Here is a 16052-nt window from a genome sequence, read left to right on the forward strand (position 1 = left end):
ACCGCTCACGCGGTCCACAGACGGACCGCGCCGTCCGCGAGCTCCAAGAATTGCCGGGCGCTCGTGTGGTGGTACGTGGGGGAGAAGAGCCACTGCTGACCCCCCACAGCGCCGAAGTCGAACCGACGTCGGGGATGGGCAGGCTCTTCATGCCGGCCTGGGCAGGACCGCCAGTGCGGTGTTCGCGATGTTCCGCACTGTCTCCGGGGGCAGGCCGGCCTTGCCCACCGCCTCGATACCGCGGACCACGGTCAGCAGCAGGGCCGCCAACTGCTCCGGATCCGCGGCGCCGTCGATGTCGCCGTGGCGCTGGGCGGCGCTGATCTCTGTGCGGAACAGGGTCAGCAGTGCCGTCATGGTCTCGGCCGACCGGTCGGCGATCGTCGCATCGTGCTGGGACAGTTCCGCCGCGCCCTTGGCCAGCAGGCACCCGCGGTGCTCGGTGTCGGAGGCGGTGTTCTCCGCCATGAGGTGCACGTATCGCGACAGCCGGGCCAGGGCCTCTGCGTCCGGGCCGCCCGCCAGCTGTTCTTCGGCCACCTCGACGACCGCGGTGCACCAGTCGTCGAACACGCGGTGGAACAGCTTGCCCTTGTCGCCGAACGCGCCGTACAGGCTGCCCTTGCCCAGGCCGGTCGCCCGGGCGATGTCGTCCATCCGCGTGCCTGCGTAGCCGGTGGCCCAGAACTGGTTCCGGGCCCGCTCCAGGACTTGGCGTTCGTCGAATTCGCGTGGTCGGGGCATGGTGTCAGCGTAGTCGTTCTTGACTCGATCGTCCATTACTGCCAGTGTTATGGACGAACCATTCCACAACTGAGGGGATACGCCATGTCAGGCGTACTGCAGGACAAGGTGGCCGTGATCACCGGAGGGAGCAGTGGGATCGGGCTGGCCATCGCCCACCGTTTCGTCCGGGAGGGCGCACGGGTCTTCGTGACCGGCAGGGACAGTGACCGCCTCGAAGCGGCAGTCAAGGAACTGGGCTCCGCGGTCACCGGCGTACGGTCCGACGTCTCCGTCCTGGCCGACCTGGACGCGCTCTACGCACAAGTCCGCGAGGAGGCCGGCCGTATCGACGTGCTGGTGGCCAACGCGGGGATCGTCGCGGACGCCCAGCTCGGCGCCCACACCGAGGCAGACGTCGACCTGACGCTCGCCGTCAACGTCAAGGGTCCGCTGTTCACCGTCCAGAAGGCCCTTCCGCTGCTGGCGCCGAACGCCTCCATCCTGGTCATCGGCTCCAGCAACAGCGTGCGGCCCAACGAACACCTCGAGGTCTACAGCGCCTCGAAGGCGGCGGTGAGCAACCTCGTCCACAACTGGGCCCGGCAGTCCCGCGAGCGACGCTTCCGGGTCAACGTGCTCAGCCCGGGACCCACGCGGACCCCCGGCCTGCTGGGTGCCGCGGGCCCGGACGTCGACCGGTTCGCCGAGGCCGTCGTACCGCTGGGCCGACTGGCCGACGCCGAGGAGATCGCCGACGCCGCCCTCTTCCTGGCTTCGGACGCCTCGTCGTTCGTCACCGGCGCCGAACTCTTCGCCGACGGCGGCTATACCCGGGCCTGAACCCGGCGGGTGACGCCGACGGTGCCCGAGCAGCCCTTCCTCCGGCGGCCTGAGTCAGCGCTGGGATCCGGATGGTGCGGGGGACGGCCCCGTGGCTGCTGTCCCCTCGGTGACGCTCAGGTCCTGGTGTCCGATGACGGCCAGCAGTTCCAGCTGCTCGGCTCCGCGGCTTCCGGGCGGCGCGGTGAACCAGAGCAGACGTTGGCGTCCGTCCTCGCTGAGCAGGTTGTAGCAGTCGAGTTCGATGACGCCGAGCGTGGGGTGGACGATCTTCTTGCGGTCCTTGCGGCGCACCGCGACGTCGTGGGCGTCCCAGAGCGCCGAGAACTCCGGGCTTCGGCGGCGTAGTACGGCGATCATCTTGGTGACCTCCGCGTCCCGGCCGCGCCGGGCGGCCGCTGCCTGGAGGTCGGCCACCAACACCCGGGAGTGGTGCGGGTGGTCCTCGGCCGGGTACCGGTCGCGGACCTGGGGGTCGGTGAACCAGCGGTACACGAAGCCGGCCGTCGGGCCGCGGTGTGCGGGGGACGCGCCGAGCAGGCTCACGGCCAGGTCGTTCTCCACCAGCGTTTCGTGCAGGTCCGTGATGACACGCGCGGGGGTGTTGGACAGCCGGTCCAGGAGTCCGAGCAGGGCGGGCTGCACATGGGGCGACGCTCCGTGTGCCGACGGGGGAACGGGCCGCTCGGCCAGGTGGAACAAGTGGTCGCGCTCGTCGGTGTTCAGGCGCAGGGCCCGGGCGAGGGCGGCCAGGGTCTGGGCCGAGGGCTGCACGCCGTTCTTGGCGCCACCGCGTTCCAGCTCGGTGTAGTAATCGGCGGACAGCCCTGCCAGCTGGGCGACTTCCTCCCGGCGCAGCCCCGGGACGCGGCGGCGCGGGCCGTGGGGGAGACCGACCTCGGCCGGGCGGATGCGGTCGCGGCGTGTCCTGAGGAAGGCGCCGAGTTCGGGAAGGTTCACGCCTTCATCGTCGCTCGCGCGTCGGGCCGTAGCCAGGGGGTGCCACCCCCTGGGTAGACGCAGCCCTGGCTAGGGGTGGGGGATCGGCCGAGTGTGGTGGGCGCAGCAGGGCGACGGCGATTCGCGCCGCCCGACCCGCATCCATCCCAGGAGTTGTCCATGCCCATCCCCTCCTCTCCCGACGGGCTTGCCGCCGGGGCCCGGTCCACCGGCTCTCCCCGCGTCGCGATCGTCACCGGCGGCTCGCGCGGCATCGGCCGCCGGACCGTCGGCCGACTGGCCGCCGACGGGTACGCCGTGGTGGTCGGCTACGGCGGCAACCGGGACGAGGCCGAAACCGCCGTGAAGGAGGCCGCCGACGCCGGCGCCCAGGCGTTCGCGGTGCGCGCCGATGTCGCCGACGAGCACGCCGTCGCAGCTCTGTTCGACGCGGCAGAGGCGGAGTTCGGCGGTGTCGACGTCGTCGTGCACGCGGCCGGCCGGGCACATCTGGCGCCGATCGCCGACCTGGACCTGGCCGTCCTGGACGACCTGTACCGCACCAACGTGCGCGGCACGTTCGTCGTCGTGCAGCAGGCCGCGCGCCGGGTGCGCCCCGGTGGTGCGATCGTGACGTTCTCCACGTCGGTGGTCGGACTGGCCTTCCCGAACTACGGCGCCTACTCCGCCAGCAAGGGGGCGGTCGAAGCGCTGACGCTGATCCTGGCGCGTGAGCTGCGGGGCCGGGACGTCACCGCCAACGCCGTCGCGCCCGGTCCCACGGCCACCGACATGTTCCTGGACGGCAAGGACGAGGAGACCGTCGCCCGCCTGGCCGCTCAGCCTCCGTTGGAGCGGCTCGCCACGCCGTCCGACATCGCCGAGGTCGTGGCGTTCCTTGCCTCACCGGCCGGTCACTGGATCAACGGCCAGGTGGTCCGGGCCAACGGCGGGATCATCTGAACGTCTTTCTCTGCCGTTGATCGATGCCGCAGACACCCACACAAACCCCAGCAGGCAACTTGCTGGAACGCCCCCCTGAGAGAAAGCACAACTCACCATGCCTTTCGCCAACTTCAAGGTCCCCGAGAAGACCCTCACCCCGAAGCAGAAGGAGGAGATCGTCACCCGCACCACCGAGCTGTACGTCGAGATCTACGGCGAGCGCGCTCGGAACAACACCATGGTTCTGGTCGAGGAGGTCGCCGACGGAGGCTGGGGTATCTCCGGCAACGTGCTGACCCTGGCCATGCTCGGTGAGGCGACACCGACCGAGACCAGCGGCGCCTGACCGCACCCTCGGGCCCACCCGGTCACGGCGCGTCCGCTGACCAGACCGGGCTGGGCCCTCCGCCGGTCCCGATGGCGGGGTCACGCGCTGGGCGGCGAACAGGCGATGTCGGAGATGGGTGCGGCGGGGGAGGGGGCCGGGTCGGGTGCGGAAGAGGCGTGCGGCTCCTGGCCGCGAGTGGCGTGGATGCGCAGGAGGCCGTCGATGCCACGCAGGAGGGTCTCCCCGGCCAGGACGGGGTCGCCGAGGTAGCCCGCGCTCATCGCGCCGTCGCGGAGCATGACGAAGTGCTGGCCGGCGTGTTCGGCCTGCGCCTCCGTGATCTCGGCGAACAGTTCGGTGATCGTCTGCAGGAACCAGGCGCGGTGCCGTACGACGGCGCGGTGGACGGGATGGTCGGGATCGGGGAACTCGGCCGCGGCGTTGAGGAACGCGCATCCGCGGTATCCGGGTGAGCGGATCTGCTCGACCAGGGACGCTCCGATACCCCGCAGGATGCCGTCGGGCGGCAGCTGCGCGGCCTTCAGGGAGTCGATCTGCGCTTGGATCGCCTGGTCGACGCCCGCGATGTAGGCGACGGCGAGCTCTTCTTTGCTGCGGAAATGTCGGTAGAAGGTGGCGTTGGTGACCTTCGACTCGGCGACCAGGCGGTCGACCCCCACGGTGTGGATGCCCTCCGCGTAGAAGAGCTGCCCGGCGGTCCTGAGGAGCCGCTCCCGGGCCTCGGAGACTTTCCTGCCGGTGCCTGTTCCGGTCTGCGTGGGTGCCATGCCTCCATCGTAGCGGGTAGAACGCTCTTTCTTGTCTTCGAGAGCCGTGTGTGCGAGGCTGCGGACAAGAAAGGTCGTTCTCTCTACCTCACCTCGCATCCTCGGGAGTACCCATGGCATCCGTCGCCTCCGCCGAGCAGGTCGGCTCCGCGCCCGCCCTGCGTCGGCTGTACGTCATCCGTTTCGTCTTCGCCGTCGCGTGGGCGCTGCTTCTGGTGGTGGTCGGCTCGGACCTCACCGTCGGGGCCAAGCTGCTGCTGTTCGTCTATCCCGCCTTCGACGTGGCCGCGGCTGTTGTCGACGCCAGGTCGGCACGGGCCGAGGGGCCGGTCAAGAGCCTGTACGTCAACATGGCCGTCAGCGCGCTCGCCGCCATCGGCGTTGCCGTCGCCAGCGCCTCGGGCGTCGCCGACGTACTGCGCGTCTGGGGTGCGTGGGCGGTCGTCTCCGGCCTGGTCCAGCTCCTCGTGGGCGTCGCACGCCGACCGATGGGCGGCCAGTGGGCCATGATCCTCAGCGGCGGGATCTCCGTGCTGGCGGGCGCCGGCTTCATCCGGAGCGCCTCACAGGACGCCCCCACACTGACCAGCCTTGCCGGCTACGCCACGCTCGGGGGGATCTTCTTCCTGGTCTCGGCGATTCGCCTGCCCCGCTCTGCTTCGAGGCGTTGACCGCGGCGCTCGAAAATCACGACAACACACGCGACACGCAGCGACGGGGAACCCGCGAGCGGCAGGGTCCCCGTCCTCCGGCAGGCCGTCGCGGCCTGATGTCCGCAGCCGTACACGCCGGCTTCGGGACGACGTCAACGAGGGCGTGTCTCCGGGCCGGGAGCATAGAGCTTCGACGAGTCCGTGCCGCGCCTTTCCGCCTCACGCCAGTGCACGAAGCGCGGTACGGGATCGAACTCCATGCTGTACGCGTCCAACGCCCGCAGCAGCACCATGCGCAGGAAGCCGGCCATTCCGCAGGGGATCACCGTGCAGGGCACGAGAAGCTGCTGACGGTCGAAGAGCAGGACGGGCCACTGGTCAGGGTCCGGGTCGGTGGTCAGCCAGCACAGGATGTCCGCGTGGGAGGTGTAACCCCAGGCGAGGATGTGCTCCGGGTCGATGTCGAGCTCTTCCTGGTCCTGACCCTCCATCTCCCAGGCGAGGCGGGCATTCTCCGTCTCCTCCTCCAGGTCACCGTGGGGCCACAGGGCGGACTCCGTGGGAAGCGGGGCGAGGATGCCGATTTCGCCGATCGCGTTCTGAGAGCCGATCGAGCCGACACCGTACACAGACAGGAAGGCCATGTAGTCGCGCGGGAACCTGGTACGCCATCGTGCTTCGGCCGCCTGCCAGTTGATGTGTTCGTCCACCCCGAGGTCCGGAGGCAGAACCTGCCGCAACGCTGCCATTCCTGTCGGATCTTCCATGGAAAGCTGCTCCCGTCCCTTCGGTCACATCGGCGCGAGTCTAAAAGGCGGCACTGACAACGGCTGTGCCAGGAACACGGATGCGCCGGAGTTGCTCTCAAAGATGGTGCAGCGAAGGGCAGTTGACCTGACGGCAGGTCGCCGTGGGGCTGTCAGAGGTGTCCGCCGCACCCGCAGCCCGTCATGGCCGCCCCCTCCTCGGGCGGCGGGGTCTGTGCGGCGGCTTGCTCGACCGCCGCGAGCAGTCGACGGCGTTCCTCCGGCGGGATCCACCTGCCGTCGACCACGACACCGTGGATGCTCCGGGTGTTGCGGATGTCGCGCAACGGGTCGGCGTCGAGGACGAGGAGATCGGCGGCCTGTCCGCGGGCCACGGTGCCGACGGACGGCAGGGAGAGGGTGCGGGCCGCGTCCTGGGTGGCTGCGCGCAGGACCTGGGCGGGCGTGAGGCCGGCTGCCACGAGCAGCGCCAGTTCGTCGTGGAGGGCGAAGCCCGGGACGAGGTATCCCGTCCCGGTGTCGGTGCCCGCCGCCAGCCGTACACCCGCATGGTGCAGTTCAGCGACCAGCCTCAGCCGGTGCGCGAAGATCCGCCGGATCTGTCGCTCCTGCTCGGGGGTGCGCCCGCCCGTCAGGGCCGCCAGCTGGTCCGGCCAACCGGCCACCTGCCAGGCGGGGAGGTACTTCCATTCCTCCGAGCCGGAGGGGACGTCTTCGGGCAGCTCCAGCGTGCGGTGCACGCTGAGCGTGGGGACGACGGCGGTCCCGTCGGCCGCCAGACGCCGGAAGAGGGCCTTCGCCCGGTCCGGGTCGTAGCCGCGCACCGCCCGCCATTCGAGCGGATGCACCTGCTGGAACCAACTGTGATAGCGGGACAGACTGCTGGGGTCGCGCGGGTCGATCCGTACGGCGGCCAGCCGACGCCGTATCTCCTTCTCGTGCCGTGAGGTCGCCAGCAGCAGCGCGTGCAGGTGCTCGATGCTGCGGTGGCCGGTGGCGCTGGCCTCCGCGATCGGCAGCGTGTCGGGGCAGTGGCCGAGATGGGGGATGCCCTGGCGCCGGGCCTCGTCCACGATGGCGAAGTACGCCTCGCGGGACAGGCGGGAGTAGACCTTGACGAAGTCCGCGCCCTCGCGCCTGACCCGCCGTACGGCTCGCCGGGCCTCGGCCGCGTCGCTCACCTCGATGGTGGGTCCCACGTCGGCCGCCCACAGTGAGGGGCTGCCGTCGACGATGGGGCTGCCGATCACCCAGCGGGGGCCGAGCAGTGCGCCCCTGCGGATCTTCTCCCGCCACTCGTGGTGGACGGGTTGGCCCCGCATCTCCCGGACCGTGGTGACGCCGGCGAGGGCGTACAGCGCCGGGACCACCGTCTCCGGACCGTCACTGTGGGTGTGCGCCTCGATCAGCCCCGGGATCAGGTACTTGCCGGTCAGGTCGACCGTGCGGGTGCCCGGGTGCAGCCGGATGCGTGCGCTCGGGGCGAGTTGGGTGATGCGGCCGCCCTCCACGACGACCGTCATGTCAGGGGCCGCAGGTGCTCCCGATCCGTCGATCACGGTGACATGGGTGAGCGCCAACGGTTCGGTGTCGACGCTGCGCGCGGTCCTCGCCGCTGCCGCATCCGCGGTGCCGGCGGTCACCGTGCCGGTCAATGCCGCCCCCGTGATGGCTGCGGCCCCACCAAGGAAGCCGCGCCGTGCCGTGCCGCGACGTGGTCCCTCTGTTGCCTCGGACATGCTGGTTTCCCTCCTGGCGGTGGACGGGGCGGTTGTTGTCCGGCGCCCGTCACGACTCTGGCGGATGCGAAGCCGTAGGACAGTGGGGCCAGACGGCGGGTACGGGGGTGTTGCTGGGACCACCAGGAGAGGTCGACGAGCCGCCCCGGTCGCCCGAAGCGCCTGCCCTTGAGGGGCGTCAAGCGAAAGTGAGTACGCCTTCGCCCTTGTAGCCTCATCCGGATGATGATCGAAGCGGGCGTGATCGAAAGGATCTGGCGGTACCCGATCAAGTCGACAGGCGGCGAGTTGCTCGACCGCGCGGAGGTTGAGTTCAGGGGGCTTGTCGGCGACCGTCTCTTCGCGGTGCGTGACGCGCAGGGCAAGTTCGGCTCGGGGAAGAACACCCGCCGCTTTCGCAGGATGCCGGGCCTGTTGCAGCTGCGTTCCCGCTACGTGGACCAGGTCGGTGCGCGGAACTCCTCGGAGCCCGGGGCGAGTTGGTACCGGATCCGACCGCCTTTCTTCGTCGCTACCTCGGTCGTGAGGACGCGCGCTGGCTCGTGAGGGGGCGATCGCGCAGTTTCACCAGTTGCCTGTCACGCCACCGTTCGTGGAGGACACGTGGTTGGGGAACAAGGCGCGGACAGGCGATGCGGTGTGCGTTCAGTTCGTGCGATCCAGTGAGCGCTGCGTCATGACGAACGAGGCTCAACAGCGCTGTCCCGCGGAGGGACGCCGGGGCCTACGGCGTGCTTGGGCCACACCACCAGGAGGAACACGTGTCAGACTGGCAACCGCTCACCCCCGAGGCGCAGCTCGCCGATGCGAAGAAACAGCTGAACCTCCCGCGTATCGTCGTGATCTGCGGCTCCACCCGTTTCATGACCGAGATGGCCGAGGCCGATCTGCGGGAGACCACAGCCGGACGGATCGTTGTCAAGCCGGGTTGTGACATGAAGTCGCCGCACGCACTCTGGTCCGATCCTGTCGAGGCCGGGGAGCTGAAGGCCCGACTCGACGAACTGCACCGAGCGAAGATCCGGCTCGCCGACGAGGTGCTCGTGGTCGGGAACTACATCGGAGACAGCACCCGAGCCGAGATCGCCTACGCCCGGTCGCTGGGCAGGCCCGTGCGCTTCACCCACCCCGAGGTCGACCCCGGCGCCTGACCGCCTGGGCATCCCCTGGAACAGGGCGCGGGCGAGGCAGGTCACGGCCGGAGAGCCACTGGGGTGGGCGCCGCGGCGGTGCACGAGAGGGCCGTGGCGCAAGGTGAAGCGCATCACTCGTCCGTCGTGAGCGCTCGTACACGATCGCCGGGTTAGGCGCCCGCGATCACGGGGCAGGACGACGTAACCCCGAGGCGCAGGTCTCCCTTTCGCACCTCCTTTGACGAGAGATACAGGACATGTCTGGTCAAGAACCCGCACACCACCCCCCTCGCCGCGTCGGCGTCGTGGCCGAGTCCGCCTCCGGAGAGACACGGGTCGCGGCGACCCCGGCGACGGCACGGCTGCTGCTGAACCTCGGCTACGAGGTCGTCGTAGAGTCCGGAGCCGGCGAGGCCTCCGGCTTCGACGACCAGGCGTACGCCGACGTCGGCGTGGGGATCGCCGAGGCCTGGGACGCGGACATCGTGCTGAAGGTGAACGCCCCCACCGAGGCCGAGATCCGCCGGTTGCGCAGGGGTGCCGTCGTGGTCGCCCTGCTGGCCCCGGCGCAGAAGCCCGAGTTGCTCCAGGCACTCGCCGACGCCGGGGTGACGGCCCTGGCGCTCGACGCGGTGCCGCGCATCTCGCGGGCCCAGTCGATGGACGTACTGTCCTCGATGGCGAACATCGCCGGATACCGCGCGGTCATCGAGGCCGCGCACGTCTTCGGACGGTTCTTCACCGGTCAGGTCACCGCGGCGGGCAAGGTGCCGCCGGCGAAGGTGCTGGTGGCCGGCGCGGGCGTGGCCGGTCTCGCGGCGATCGGGGCTGCCTCCAGCCTCGGGGCGATCGTGCGTGCCACCGACCCCCGCCCGGAGGTCGCGGACCAGGTGAAGTCGCTGGGCGGCGAGTACCTGCCGGTGAATGCCGCCCAGGAGGCGAGCACCGACGGCTACGCCAAGGCGACCTCCGCCGACTACGACCGTGCCGCCGCCGAGCTCTACCACGAGCAGGCGCGGGACGTGGACATCGTCATCACCACCGCGCTGATCCCCGGGCGGCCCGCGCCGCGCCTGCTGACGGCCGAGGACGTGGCCGCGATGAAGCCGGGGAGCGTCATCGTCGACATGGCCGCCGCGATGGGCGGCAACGTCGAGGGCACCGTGCCGGGCCGGATCGTGGTGACCGACAACGGCGTGACCCTCATCGGCTACACCGACCTGGCCTCCCGGCTTCCGGCCCAGGCCTCGCAGCTGTTCGGCACGAACCTGGTCAACCTGCTGAAACTGCTGACGCCCGGCAAGGACGGGCAGCTGACGATCGACTTCGACGACGTCGTGCAGCGGGCGGTGACCGTGGTGCGGGACGGTGACGTCACCTGGCCGCCGCCCCCCGTCGCGGTCTCGGCCGCCCCTGCCGCGCAGCCCGCGGCCGCACCCGAGGCGCCAGCACCGACCCGAACGGGGCTGACGCCCGCCCGGCGCTTCGGCCTGATCGGGCTCGGGATGCTCGCGATGTTCCTGCTGGTGGCCTTCGCGCCGGCCCAACTCGCCGGCAACTTCACCGTGTTCGCGCTGGCGGTGGTGATCGGCTACTACGTCATCGGCAAGGTGCACCACGCGTTGCACACCCCGCTGATGTCGGTGACCAACGCGATCTCCGGGATCGTCGTGATCGGCGCCCTGCTCCAGATCGGGCACGAGAGCCGGCTCGTCACCACGCTGTCCTTCGTGGCGATCCTGCTGACGAGCGTCAACATCTTCGGAGGTTTCGCCGTCACCCGCCGCATGCTGTCCATGTTCTCGAAAGGCTGAGCCGAGATGACCTCCCTGACCGCCTCCCACGCGGCCGACCTGGTCGCCGCCCTGCTGTTCATCCTCAGCCTGGCCGGTCTGTCCCAGCACCGCACCTCCCGCGCCGGCGTCGTCTACGGCATCGCCGGCATGGGCCTCGCCCTGGTGGCCACCGTGGTGGTCGCGTCGCGGAGCATCAGCGCCGGAGCGGTCGCGCTGATCGTGCTGGCGATGGCGCTCGGCGCGGCGCTGGGCCTGTGGCGGGCCCGGCGCGTCGAGATGACGCAGATGCCCGAACTCATCGCCGTCCTGCACAGCTTCGTCGGCCTGGCCGCCGTGCTGGTGGGCTGGAACAGCTACCTGGAGGTGGAGTCCCACGGCGCGGCGCAGGACCGGATCGCCGCCGACCTGCTGGGCATCCACCACGCCGAGGTGTTCATCGGCATCTTCATCGGCGCGGTCACCTTCACCGGCTCGATCGTCGCGTTCCTGAAGCTGTCGGCGCGCATCAACTCCCGGCCGCTGATGCTGCCGGGCAAGAACGCCCTGAACATCGGGGCGCTCGTGGCGTTCGTCGCGCTGACCGTGTGGTTCACGCTCAGTCCCAGCCTGCCGCTGATGATCGCGGTGACGGCACTGGCCATGGCGCTCGGCTGGCACCTGGTCGCCTCCATCGGCGGCGGCGACATGCCCGTCGTCGTCTCCATGCTGAACAGCTACTCGGGCTGGGCGGCGGCCGCGGCCGGCTTCCTGCTCGACAACAACCTGCTCATCGTCACCGGCGCGCTGGTCGGCTCCTCCGGTGCCTACCTGTCGTACATCATGTGCAAGGCGATGAACCGGTCCTTCCTCTCGGTCATCGCGGGTGGCTTCGGCATCGAGGCCCCGTCCGGAGGCGAGGAGGAGCAGGGGGAGCACCGTGAGGTGCGGGCGGCGGAGGTGGCCGAGATGCTCGCCCAGGCCCGCTCGGTGATCATCGCCCCCGGTTACGGCATGGCGGTCGCGCAGGCCCAGCACCCGGTGGCGGAGCTGACCCGGCAGTTGCGCGGGCGGGGCGTCGAGGTCCGTTTCGGCGTCCACCCCGTCGCCGGGCGGCTGCCCGGTCACATGAACGTGCTGCTGGCCGAGGCGAAGGTGCCGTACGACATCGTCCTGGAGATGGACGAGATCAACGACGACTTCGACGGCACCTCGGTCGTCCTGGTCATCGGCGCGAACGACACCGTCAACCCGGCCGCCACCGAGGATCCGGCGAGCCCGATCGCCGGGATGCCGGTGCTGCGGGTCTGGGAAGCGGAGCAGGTCGTCGTCTTCAAGCGGTCCATGGCCTCCGGTTATGCCGGAGTGCAGAACCCCCTGTTCTTCCGGGAGAACAGCAGCATGCTGTTCGGCGACGCCAAGCAGAGCGTGGAAGGGATCCTGCACGCCCTGGGCGCCGACAGCCGACGCGACGCGGCACCGGCGGCGCAGCAGTCGACGGTGCCCAGTCGCTGACGGGTCGTCCGTTCGCGTGCGCCGGAGCGTGGAGGTGCGGGCAGTCGGCCGGGGTGGGCCCGGTGCTTCGGGACCGGCCGTTGCTGAACCTCCCGTACCGGCGCCCGCACCTCACGCCCGCCACCGTGCTCAGGCTGATCCGGACGGGCGAGCACCGAAGCGGGCGCCGCGGATCGCCCGGCGCTGGCTCGCGGTGGTGTCACCCCAGACCCCGTCCGCCTCTCCGTGACGGACGGCCCAGTCACGGCAGTCGACCAGCACCGGGCACCGGCGGCACACCGCCCGGGCACGCGCCGTCGCCCGGTCGGTCTCGGCCAGGGGAAAGAACAGTTCGGGATCCTCGCCCACGCACAGAGCCCGGACGCGCCAGGCAGAGCGAGGGTCCTCGATCGAGGGTGTTCGAGCCATACCGCACCTCCGCGGTCCGACAAGGGCACAGGTGTGAGCGCGGCGTGAGAGCCACGGTCCCGGCAGAGGTGCACAGCATCTTAGGCAGCCCGGTCGCCAAAAGGCCATAGCAGACTTTTACGACATTGCGGCTTATCGCGGTTCGCGTGCATCCGTCGAGTCCTTTTGCGGTGAAGAGGGGTGAAGTATCGATTCAGCAGATGTCCACGTGATTGTGTGGGAATTGTGTGGACTTCGTGATTGAATCTTGTACGACTCGGCTGGGTGGCTCGAACCGACCGAGTGGATTCGCGCTGCCTGTGGCTGAGGGGGCGCCGTCTCCCGCCGCCGCACATGAAAGGGCCCTTGCGTGAGCGCGAACATTTCCAACTTCTACTACGGGGCCGTGACTCCGGTCGCCGCCTACCTGATGGCCTGCCTCGGCGCCGGTCTGGGACTGCGCTGCACGACGCGCTCGCTCCGGCGCCCGCAGCGCAAGGCCGGGTGGCTGGCCCTGGGGGCCATATCGATCGGGTGCGGGATCTGGACCATGCACTTCATCGCCATGATCGGCTTCAGCGTCCAGGGCGCGCTGGTCGGATACGACCCGACGGAGACGTTCCTGAGTCTCGCGGTCGCGATCGTGGTCGTCTCCGGGGGCGTCTTCCTCGTCGGCTACCGGGGTGCTTCCCCCGCGACCCTGGCGACGGCCGGCACCGTCACCGGGCTGGGGGTGGCGGCCATGCACTACCTCGGGATGGCCGCCATTCACACCAACGGCACCCTGCACTACGACACGGGCGTGGTCGTCCTCTCCGTGGCCATCGCCATCGTGGCCGCCACGGCGGCACTGTGGGCCGCGGTCTCGATCCACGCGCTGTGGGCCAGCCTGGGCGCCAGCCTGGTCATGGGGCTGGCCGTCACCGGCATGCACTACACCGGCATGGCCGCCGTGAACGTCCACCTCACGGGCTCCGTGACCGGAACCTCCTCCACCAGCGTGCTGTCGTTCCTCCTCGTCATGCTCGCGGGCCCCGTCATCGCGCTCATCGTCGCCGCCACCATCGTCATGTTCGACCCCGACCTGATGCTCGGCGACGACAACTGGGCCGAGGGCACACCGGCGTTGGCCGACGCCCCCTTCGCGGGCCAGTAGCGGCCCGCGCTGATCTCTCGGCGATCACGCTTCCAGAAGCCTGCGCTTCTGCTCCTCGAACTCGGCGTCCGTGAGCACGCCCTGGGTCTTCAGTTCGCCGAGCTGCTTCAGCTGTTCGATCTTGGTGGTCATGTCGGGGGCCGCAGGAGCCGCCGGAGGTTCGGCGTAGGAGGGCGCAGGGGGCTGGGGTGCCTGCTGGGCCGCCCAACGCCCCTGCTGTCGGCGGCTCACACGGTTCGACACGGCGGTCGCCGTTCCGGCGACGACGGCGGTACGCGCGACCCCGCGGAGGAGACCTGGCATGACTGTTTCCCTTCGCTGTCCGTCGGTGTTGTGGGCTCAGCCGGCCGTCTCGGTCGCTTCGAGGGCCGCGACCACGGCGGGCACCGGGATCCGTCCGGAGGCGACCATCCGGGCCCCGCCACGGCGCAGGGCGGCGGCGAAGGGCGCGGCCCACCGGTTCTCGTAGAGCAGGATGCCCGCGGAGCAGCCGGGCTCCAGCGCCTTGGCGGCCTCGTCGATGTCGTCCTTGCCGAGGAGTCCTGACGAGGCTCCCTCGAAGACGGCGAGGTCGAGTTGGCCGTCGCCGGTGAAGTCGGCGATCTCCATGCCGGTCACCGAGCCGTCGTCGTCCTTCCTGACGAACACCAGGTCCAGGATCCGGATGAGTCCGCGGTCCACGAGATCGACGAGGATGGGCAGGCCCTCGCCCGTCATCCGGTTACCGGGGAACTCGACGACCAGATAGTCGATGGGGCCCACGTCTTCGAAGGCCTCGAATTCGTCGCTCACGGCGTCACCTCTGGTGCTCGTGGCTGTCGTCCCCCGCGTTGCTGTCTTCCCCCGCTGTCGCCCCAGGGCTCCCCTGACTCGTCGCCCCGGAGTGGCCTGACCCAATTGCATCACCGGAGCGTGGCCCTCGCACCTCGGTGCGCCGTTCACCCGCCCGGTTCACCCGGGTCGCGCGCTCCACTGCGGCCGTCTGTGCTGGGCACCATGAGCGCTAGCGGTGACGAACAGCTCTCGGACGACGAGCGCGGTGAACTGGCCGAACTGCGGCAGCGGGTCCATGCCCTGGAGAGCGCCGGGCCGCCCCCAGCGGCGCGGCACCACCCGTGGCGCTCGCTCGGCTCGGTCCTGCTGATCCTCCTCGCCGCACTGCTGGCGATGCTGTCCGTCGTCGCGGTGTGGGCGAACAGCATCGTCCAGGACACGGACCGGTACGTGAAGACCGTCGGCCCGCTGGCGAGCGACCCGGACGTGCAGAAGGCGGCCACCAACCGGATCACCGCCGCCGTACTCGCCCAGGTCGACGTGGACGCGCTGGTCAAACAGCTCACGGACGCGGCCTCGGCGAAGGGCGTGCCTCCGCAGGCGGCCAAGCTGCTCGGCAATCTGGACGGCCCGATCGAGAGCGGGCTCAAACAGCTGGTCAGCGGCACGGTGGAGCGGGTGGTCACCAGCAATGCCTTCGAGACGATCTGGGTGAACGGCAACCGCCGGGCTCACGCGGCCCTGGACAAGGCCCTGACCGGCGAGGCCGACGGCACGGTCAAGGTGGAGAACAACCAGGTCGTCGTCGACCTGGGCCCGATCGTCGCCGAGGTCAAGGACCAGTTGGTCGCCGCCGGCTTCACACCCGCCGCCAAGATCCCGGCCGTTCACACGAACTTCGTGGTGTTCGCGTCGAAGGATCTCGGCAAGATCAGGTCCTATGTCAGAGTGCTGCAGATCCTCGGAGGCTGGCTGCCCGTCATCGCGCTGCTGATCGCGGCCGCGGGGATCTACGTGGCGTTCAACCGCCGGCACGCGCTGATCGGGGCTGCCCTGGCGGTGTTCGTCGCCATGCTGGTCCTCGGCATCGGCCTCACCGTCTTCCGCGACGTCTACCTCAATCACCTGCCGTCCGGCGTCTCCGAGGCCGCCGCGGGATCCGTGTACGACGCCCTGATCAGGTTCCTGCGGGCCGGTATCCGCGCCCTCGCCGCGGTCGCCCTGTTCACCGCGATCGGCGCCTTCTTCGCCGGCCCGTCCCGGGTCGCCGTCGTCACGCGTACCGCCTGCCGTAGGAGCATCGGCGCGCTGCGCGACGTGACGACCTCGGCGGGCCTTCGGCTCGGGGCGGTCGGGCGGTTCGTCCATCGCTTCAAGCGCTGGATCGGAGTGGTCATCCTGGTGGTCGCGGCGATCGTCCTGTTCACCTGGACCTACCCGACCACGGCGGTCGTGGTGTGGACGGCGGTGATCACTCTGGTCGCCTTCGCGATCCGTGAGTTCCTGGACTACGACGCCGCCTCCCCGTCCTCCGGCGCGGACGCCGGGGCCGCCGCCGCGCACTGACTCGGCTCGCCGGGTGCAGCGTCA

18 protein-coding genes are annotated in these 16052 nt (G+C 70.2%); 10 read left to right on the forward strand and 8 right to left on the reverse strand.

Annotated features, from left to right (window positions below):
* Positions 1–147: 147 nt before the first annotated feature.
* The gene (locus ACFULQ_RS06500) at positions 148–744 is read right to left on the reverse strand and encodes a TetR/AcrR family transcriptional regulator (protein ID WP_383538964.1); all 597 of its coding nucleotides are present in this window, start codon (positions 742–744) and stop codon (positions 148–150) included.
* Positions 745–828: 84 nt separating this feature from the next.
* Here ACFULQ_RS06500 and ACFULQ_RS06505 point away from each other — a divergent pair, with 84 nt between their 5' ends.
* Positions 829–1566: an SDR family NAD(P)-dependent oxidoreductase gene (locus ACFULQ_RS06505; RefSeq protein ID WP_383538966.1), complete on the forward strand. Its 738-nt coding sequence runs from the start codon at positions 829–831 to the stop codon at positions 1564–1566.
* A 54-nt stretch (positions 1567–1620) separates the two neighbouring features.
* Here the strand turns inward: ACFULQ_RS06505 and ACFULQ_RS06510 are convergent, their stop codons facing one another.
* Positions 1621–2526, reverse strand: a complete 906-nt coding sequence (locus tag ACFULQ_RS06510; protein ID WP_383538969.1) for a helix-turn-helix domain-containing protein — start codon at positions 2524–2526, stop codon at positions 1621–1623.
* A gap of 159 nt (positions 2527–2685) precedes the next feature.
* Between ACFULQ_RS06510 and ACFULQ_RS06515 the strand changes: the two genes are divergently transcribed.
* Complete coding sequence (locus tag ACFULQ_RS06515) at positions 2686–3468, forward strand: SDR family oxidoreductase (RefSeq protein ID WP_383538971.1); 783 nt, start codon at positions 2686–2688, stop codon at positions 3466–3468.
* Positions 3469–3565: 97 nt separating this feature from the next.
* Positions 3566–3796 carry a tautomerase family protein gene (locus ACFULQ_RS06520; protein ID WP_383538974.1) on the forward strand — a complete coding sequence of 77 codons (231 nt, stop codon included), beginning with the start codon at positions 3566–3568 and terminating at the stop codon, positions 3794–3796.
* A gap of 80 nt (positions 3797–3876) precedes the next feature.
* On the opposite strand, the gene ACFULQ_RS06525 is transcribed toward ACFULQ_RS06520, so the two are convergent.
* Positions 3877–4566: a TetR/AcrR family transcriptional regulator gene (locus ACFULQ_RS06525; protein ID WP_383538977.1), complete on the reverse strand. Its 690-nt coding sequence runs from the start codon at positions 4564–4566 to the stop codon at positions 3877–3879.
* Between the two features lie 113 nt (positions 4567–4679).
* On the opposite strand from ACFULQ_RS06525, the gene ACFULQ_RS06530 reads away from it, so the two are divergent.
* Positions 4680–5237, forward strand: coding sequence for a hypothetical protein (locus ACFULQ_RS06530; protein ID WP_383538979.1), 558 nt, complete (start codon positions 4680–4682; stop codon positions 5235–5237).
* 134 nt (positions 5238–5371) lie between these two features.
* On the opposite strand, the gene ACFULQ_RS06535 is transcribed toward ACFULQ_RS06530, so the two are convergent.
* Positions 5372–5986, reverse strand: coding sequence for an SMI1/KNR4 family protein (locus ACFULQ_RS06535; RefSeq protein WP_383538981.1), 615 nt, complete (start codon positions 5984–5986; stop codon positions 5372–5374).
* Between the two features lie 152 nt (positions 5987–6138).
* Complete coding sequence (locus ACFULQ_RS06540) at positions 6139–7725, reverse strand: amidohydrolase family protein (protein ID WP_383538984.1); 1587 nt, start codon at positions 7723–7725, stop codon at positions 6139–6141.
* A 222-nt stretch (positions 7726–7947) separates the two neighbouring features.
* Here ACFULQ_RS06540 and ACFULQ_RS06545 point away from each other — a divergent pair, with 222 nt between their 5' ends.
* The 4 genes from ACFULQ_RS06545 (at position 7948) to pntB (ending at position 12145) form a co-directional block, all read left to right on the forward strand.
* Complete coding sequence (locus ACFULQ_RS06545; RefSeq protein ID WP_383538987.1) at positions 7948–8271, forward strand: MOSC N-terminal beta barrel domain-containing protein; 324 nt, start codon at positions 7948–7950, stop codon at positions 8269–8271.
* A 215-nt stretch (positions 8272–8486) separates the two neighbouring features.
* Entirely contained in the window at positions 8487–8876 is a 390-nt protein-coding gene (locus tag ACFULQ_RS06550; protein WP_383538990.1) for a hypothetical protein, read from the forward strand.
* A gap of 239 nt (positions 8877–9115) precedes the next feature.
* Positions 9116–10672, forward strand: coding sequence for a Re/Si-specific NAD(P)(+) transhydrogenase subunit alpha (locus ACFULQ_RS06555; RefSeq protein ID WP_383538993.1), 1557 nt, complete (start codon positions 9116–9118; stop codon positions 10670–10672).
* A 6-nt stretch (positions 10673–10678) separates the two neighbouring features.
* Complete coding sequence (gene pntB / locus ACFULQ_RS06560) at positions 10679–12145, forward strand: Re/Si-specific NAD(P)(+) transhydrogenase subunit beta (RefSeq protein ID WP_383538995.1); 1467 nt, start codon at positions 10679–10681, stop codon at positions 12143–12145.
* Positions 12146–12274: 129 nt separating this feature from the next.
* Here the strand turns inward: pntB and ACFULQ_RS06565 are convergent, their stop codons facing one another.
* The gene (locus ACFULQ_RS06565; RefSeq protein WP_383538997.1) at positions 12275–12553 is read right to left on the reverse strand and encodes a WhiB family transcriptional regulator; all 279 of its coding nucleotides are present in this window, start codon (positions 12551–12553) and stop codon (positions 12275–12277) included.
* A 349-nt stretch (positions 12554–12902) separates the two neighbouring features.
* Here ACFULQ_RS06565 and ACFULQ_RS06570 point away from each other — a divergent pair, with 349 nt between their 5' ends.
* A complete protein-coding gene (locus ACFULQ_RS06570; RefSeq protein WP_383538999.1) occupies positions 12903–13688 on the forward strand; it encodes an MHYT domain-containing protein in 786 nt (261 codons plus the stop codon).
* A gap of 24 nt (positions 13689–13712) precedes the next feature.
* Here the strand turns inward: ACFULQ_RS06570 and ACFULQ_RS06575 are convergent, their stop codons facing one another.
* Both ACFULQ_RS06575 and ACFULQ_RS06580 read right to left on the reverse strand, forming a co-directional pair.
* The gene (locus ACFULQ_RS06575) at positions 13713–13991 is read right to left on the reverse strand and encodes an SHOCT domain-containing protein (RefSeq protein ID WP_383539002.1); all 279 of its coding nucleotides are present in this window, start codon (positions 13989–13991) and stop codon (positions 13713–13715) included.
* A gap of 36 nt (positions 13992–14027) precedes the next feature.
* Positions 14028–14480 (reverse strand): DUF6325 family protein, encoded by a 453-nt coding sequence (locus ACFULQ_RS06580; protein ID WP_383539004.1) that lies wholly within the window; start codon positions 14478–14480, stop codon positions 14028–14030.
* 204 nt (positions 14481–14684) lie between these two features.
* Between ACFULQ_RS06580 and ACFULQ_RS06585 the strand changes: the two genes are divergently transcribed.
* On the forward strand, positions 14685–16028 hold the full coding sequence (locus ACFULQ_RS06585) for a hypothetical protein (protein WP_383539007.1): 1344 nt from the start codon (positions 14685–14687) through the stop codon (positions 16026–16028).
* Positions 16029–16052 lie beyond the last annotated feature (24 nt).

Origin of the sequence: Streptomyces sp. NPDC057253 (assembly GCF_042669125.1) — a bacterium.
In the GTDB taxonomy this organism is placed as follows: Bacteria; Actinomycetota; Actinomycetes; order Streptomycetales; family Streptomycetaceae; genus Streptomyces.

Excerpts from the sequence above, each read along its gene's own strand:
- ACFULQ_RS06585 (WP_383539007.1), top strand. The coding sequence starts at position 14,685 with ATGAGCGCTAGCGGTGACGAACAGCTCTCGGACGACGAGCGCGGTGAA.
- ACFULQ_RS06505 (WP_383538966.1), top strand. The coding sequence starts at position 829 with ATGTCAGGCGTACTGCAGGACAAGGTGGCCGTGATCACCGGAGGGAGC.
- ACFULQ_RS06545 (WP_383538987.1), top strand. The coding sequence starts at position 7,948 with ATGATGATCGAAGCGGGCGTGATCGAAAGGATCTGGCGGTACCCGATC.
- ACFULQ_RS06535 (WP_383538981.1), bottom strand. The coding sequence starts at position 5,986 with ATGGAAGATCCGACAGGAATGGCAGCGTTGCGGCAGGTTCTGCCTCCG.
- ACFULQ_RS06525 (WP_383538977.1), bottom strand. The coding sequence starts at position 4,566 with ATGGCACCCACGCAGACCGGAACAGGCACCGGCAGGAAAGTCTCCGAG.
- ACFULQ_RS06575 (WP_383539002.1), bottom strand. The coding sequence starts at position 13,991 with ATGCCAGGTCTCCTCCGCGGGGTCGCGCGTACCGCCGTCGTCGCCGGA.
- ACFULQ_RS06565 (WP_383538997.1), bottom strand. The coding sequence starts at position 12,553 with ATGGCTCGAACACCCTCGATCGAGGACCCTCGCTCTGCCTGGCGCGTC.
- ACFULQ_RS06540 (WP_383538984.1), bottom strand. The coding sequence starts at position 7,725 with ATGTCCGAGGCAACAGAGGGACCACGTCGCGGCACGGCACGGCGCGGC.
- ACFULQ_RS06555 (WP_383538993.1), top strand. The coding sequence starts at position 9,116 with ATGTCTGGTCAAGAACCCGCACACCACCCCCCTCGCCGCGTCGGCGTC.
- pntB (WP_383538995.1), top strand. The coding sequence starts at position 10,679 with ATGACCTCCCTGACCGCCTCCCACGCGGCCGACCTGGTCGCCGCCCTG.
- ACFULQ_RS06515 (WP_383538971.1), top strand. The coding sequence starts at position 2,686 with ATGCCCATCCCCTCCTCTCCCGACGGGCTTGCCGCCGGGGCCCGGTCC.
- ACFULQ_RS06530 (WP_383538979.1), top strand. The coding sequence starts at position 4,680 with ATGGCATCCGTCGCCTCCGCCGAGCAGGTCGGCTCCGCGCCCGCCCTG.
- ACFULQ_RS06520 (WP_383538974.1), top strand. The coding sequence starts at position 3,566 with ATGCCTTTCGCCAACTTCAAGGTCCCCGAGAAGACCCTCACCCCGAAG.
- ACFULQ_RS06500 (WP_383538964.1), bottom strand. The coding sequence starts at position 744 with ATGCCCCGACCACGCGAATTCGACGAACGCCAAGTCCTGGAGCGGGCC.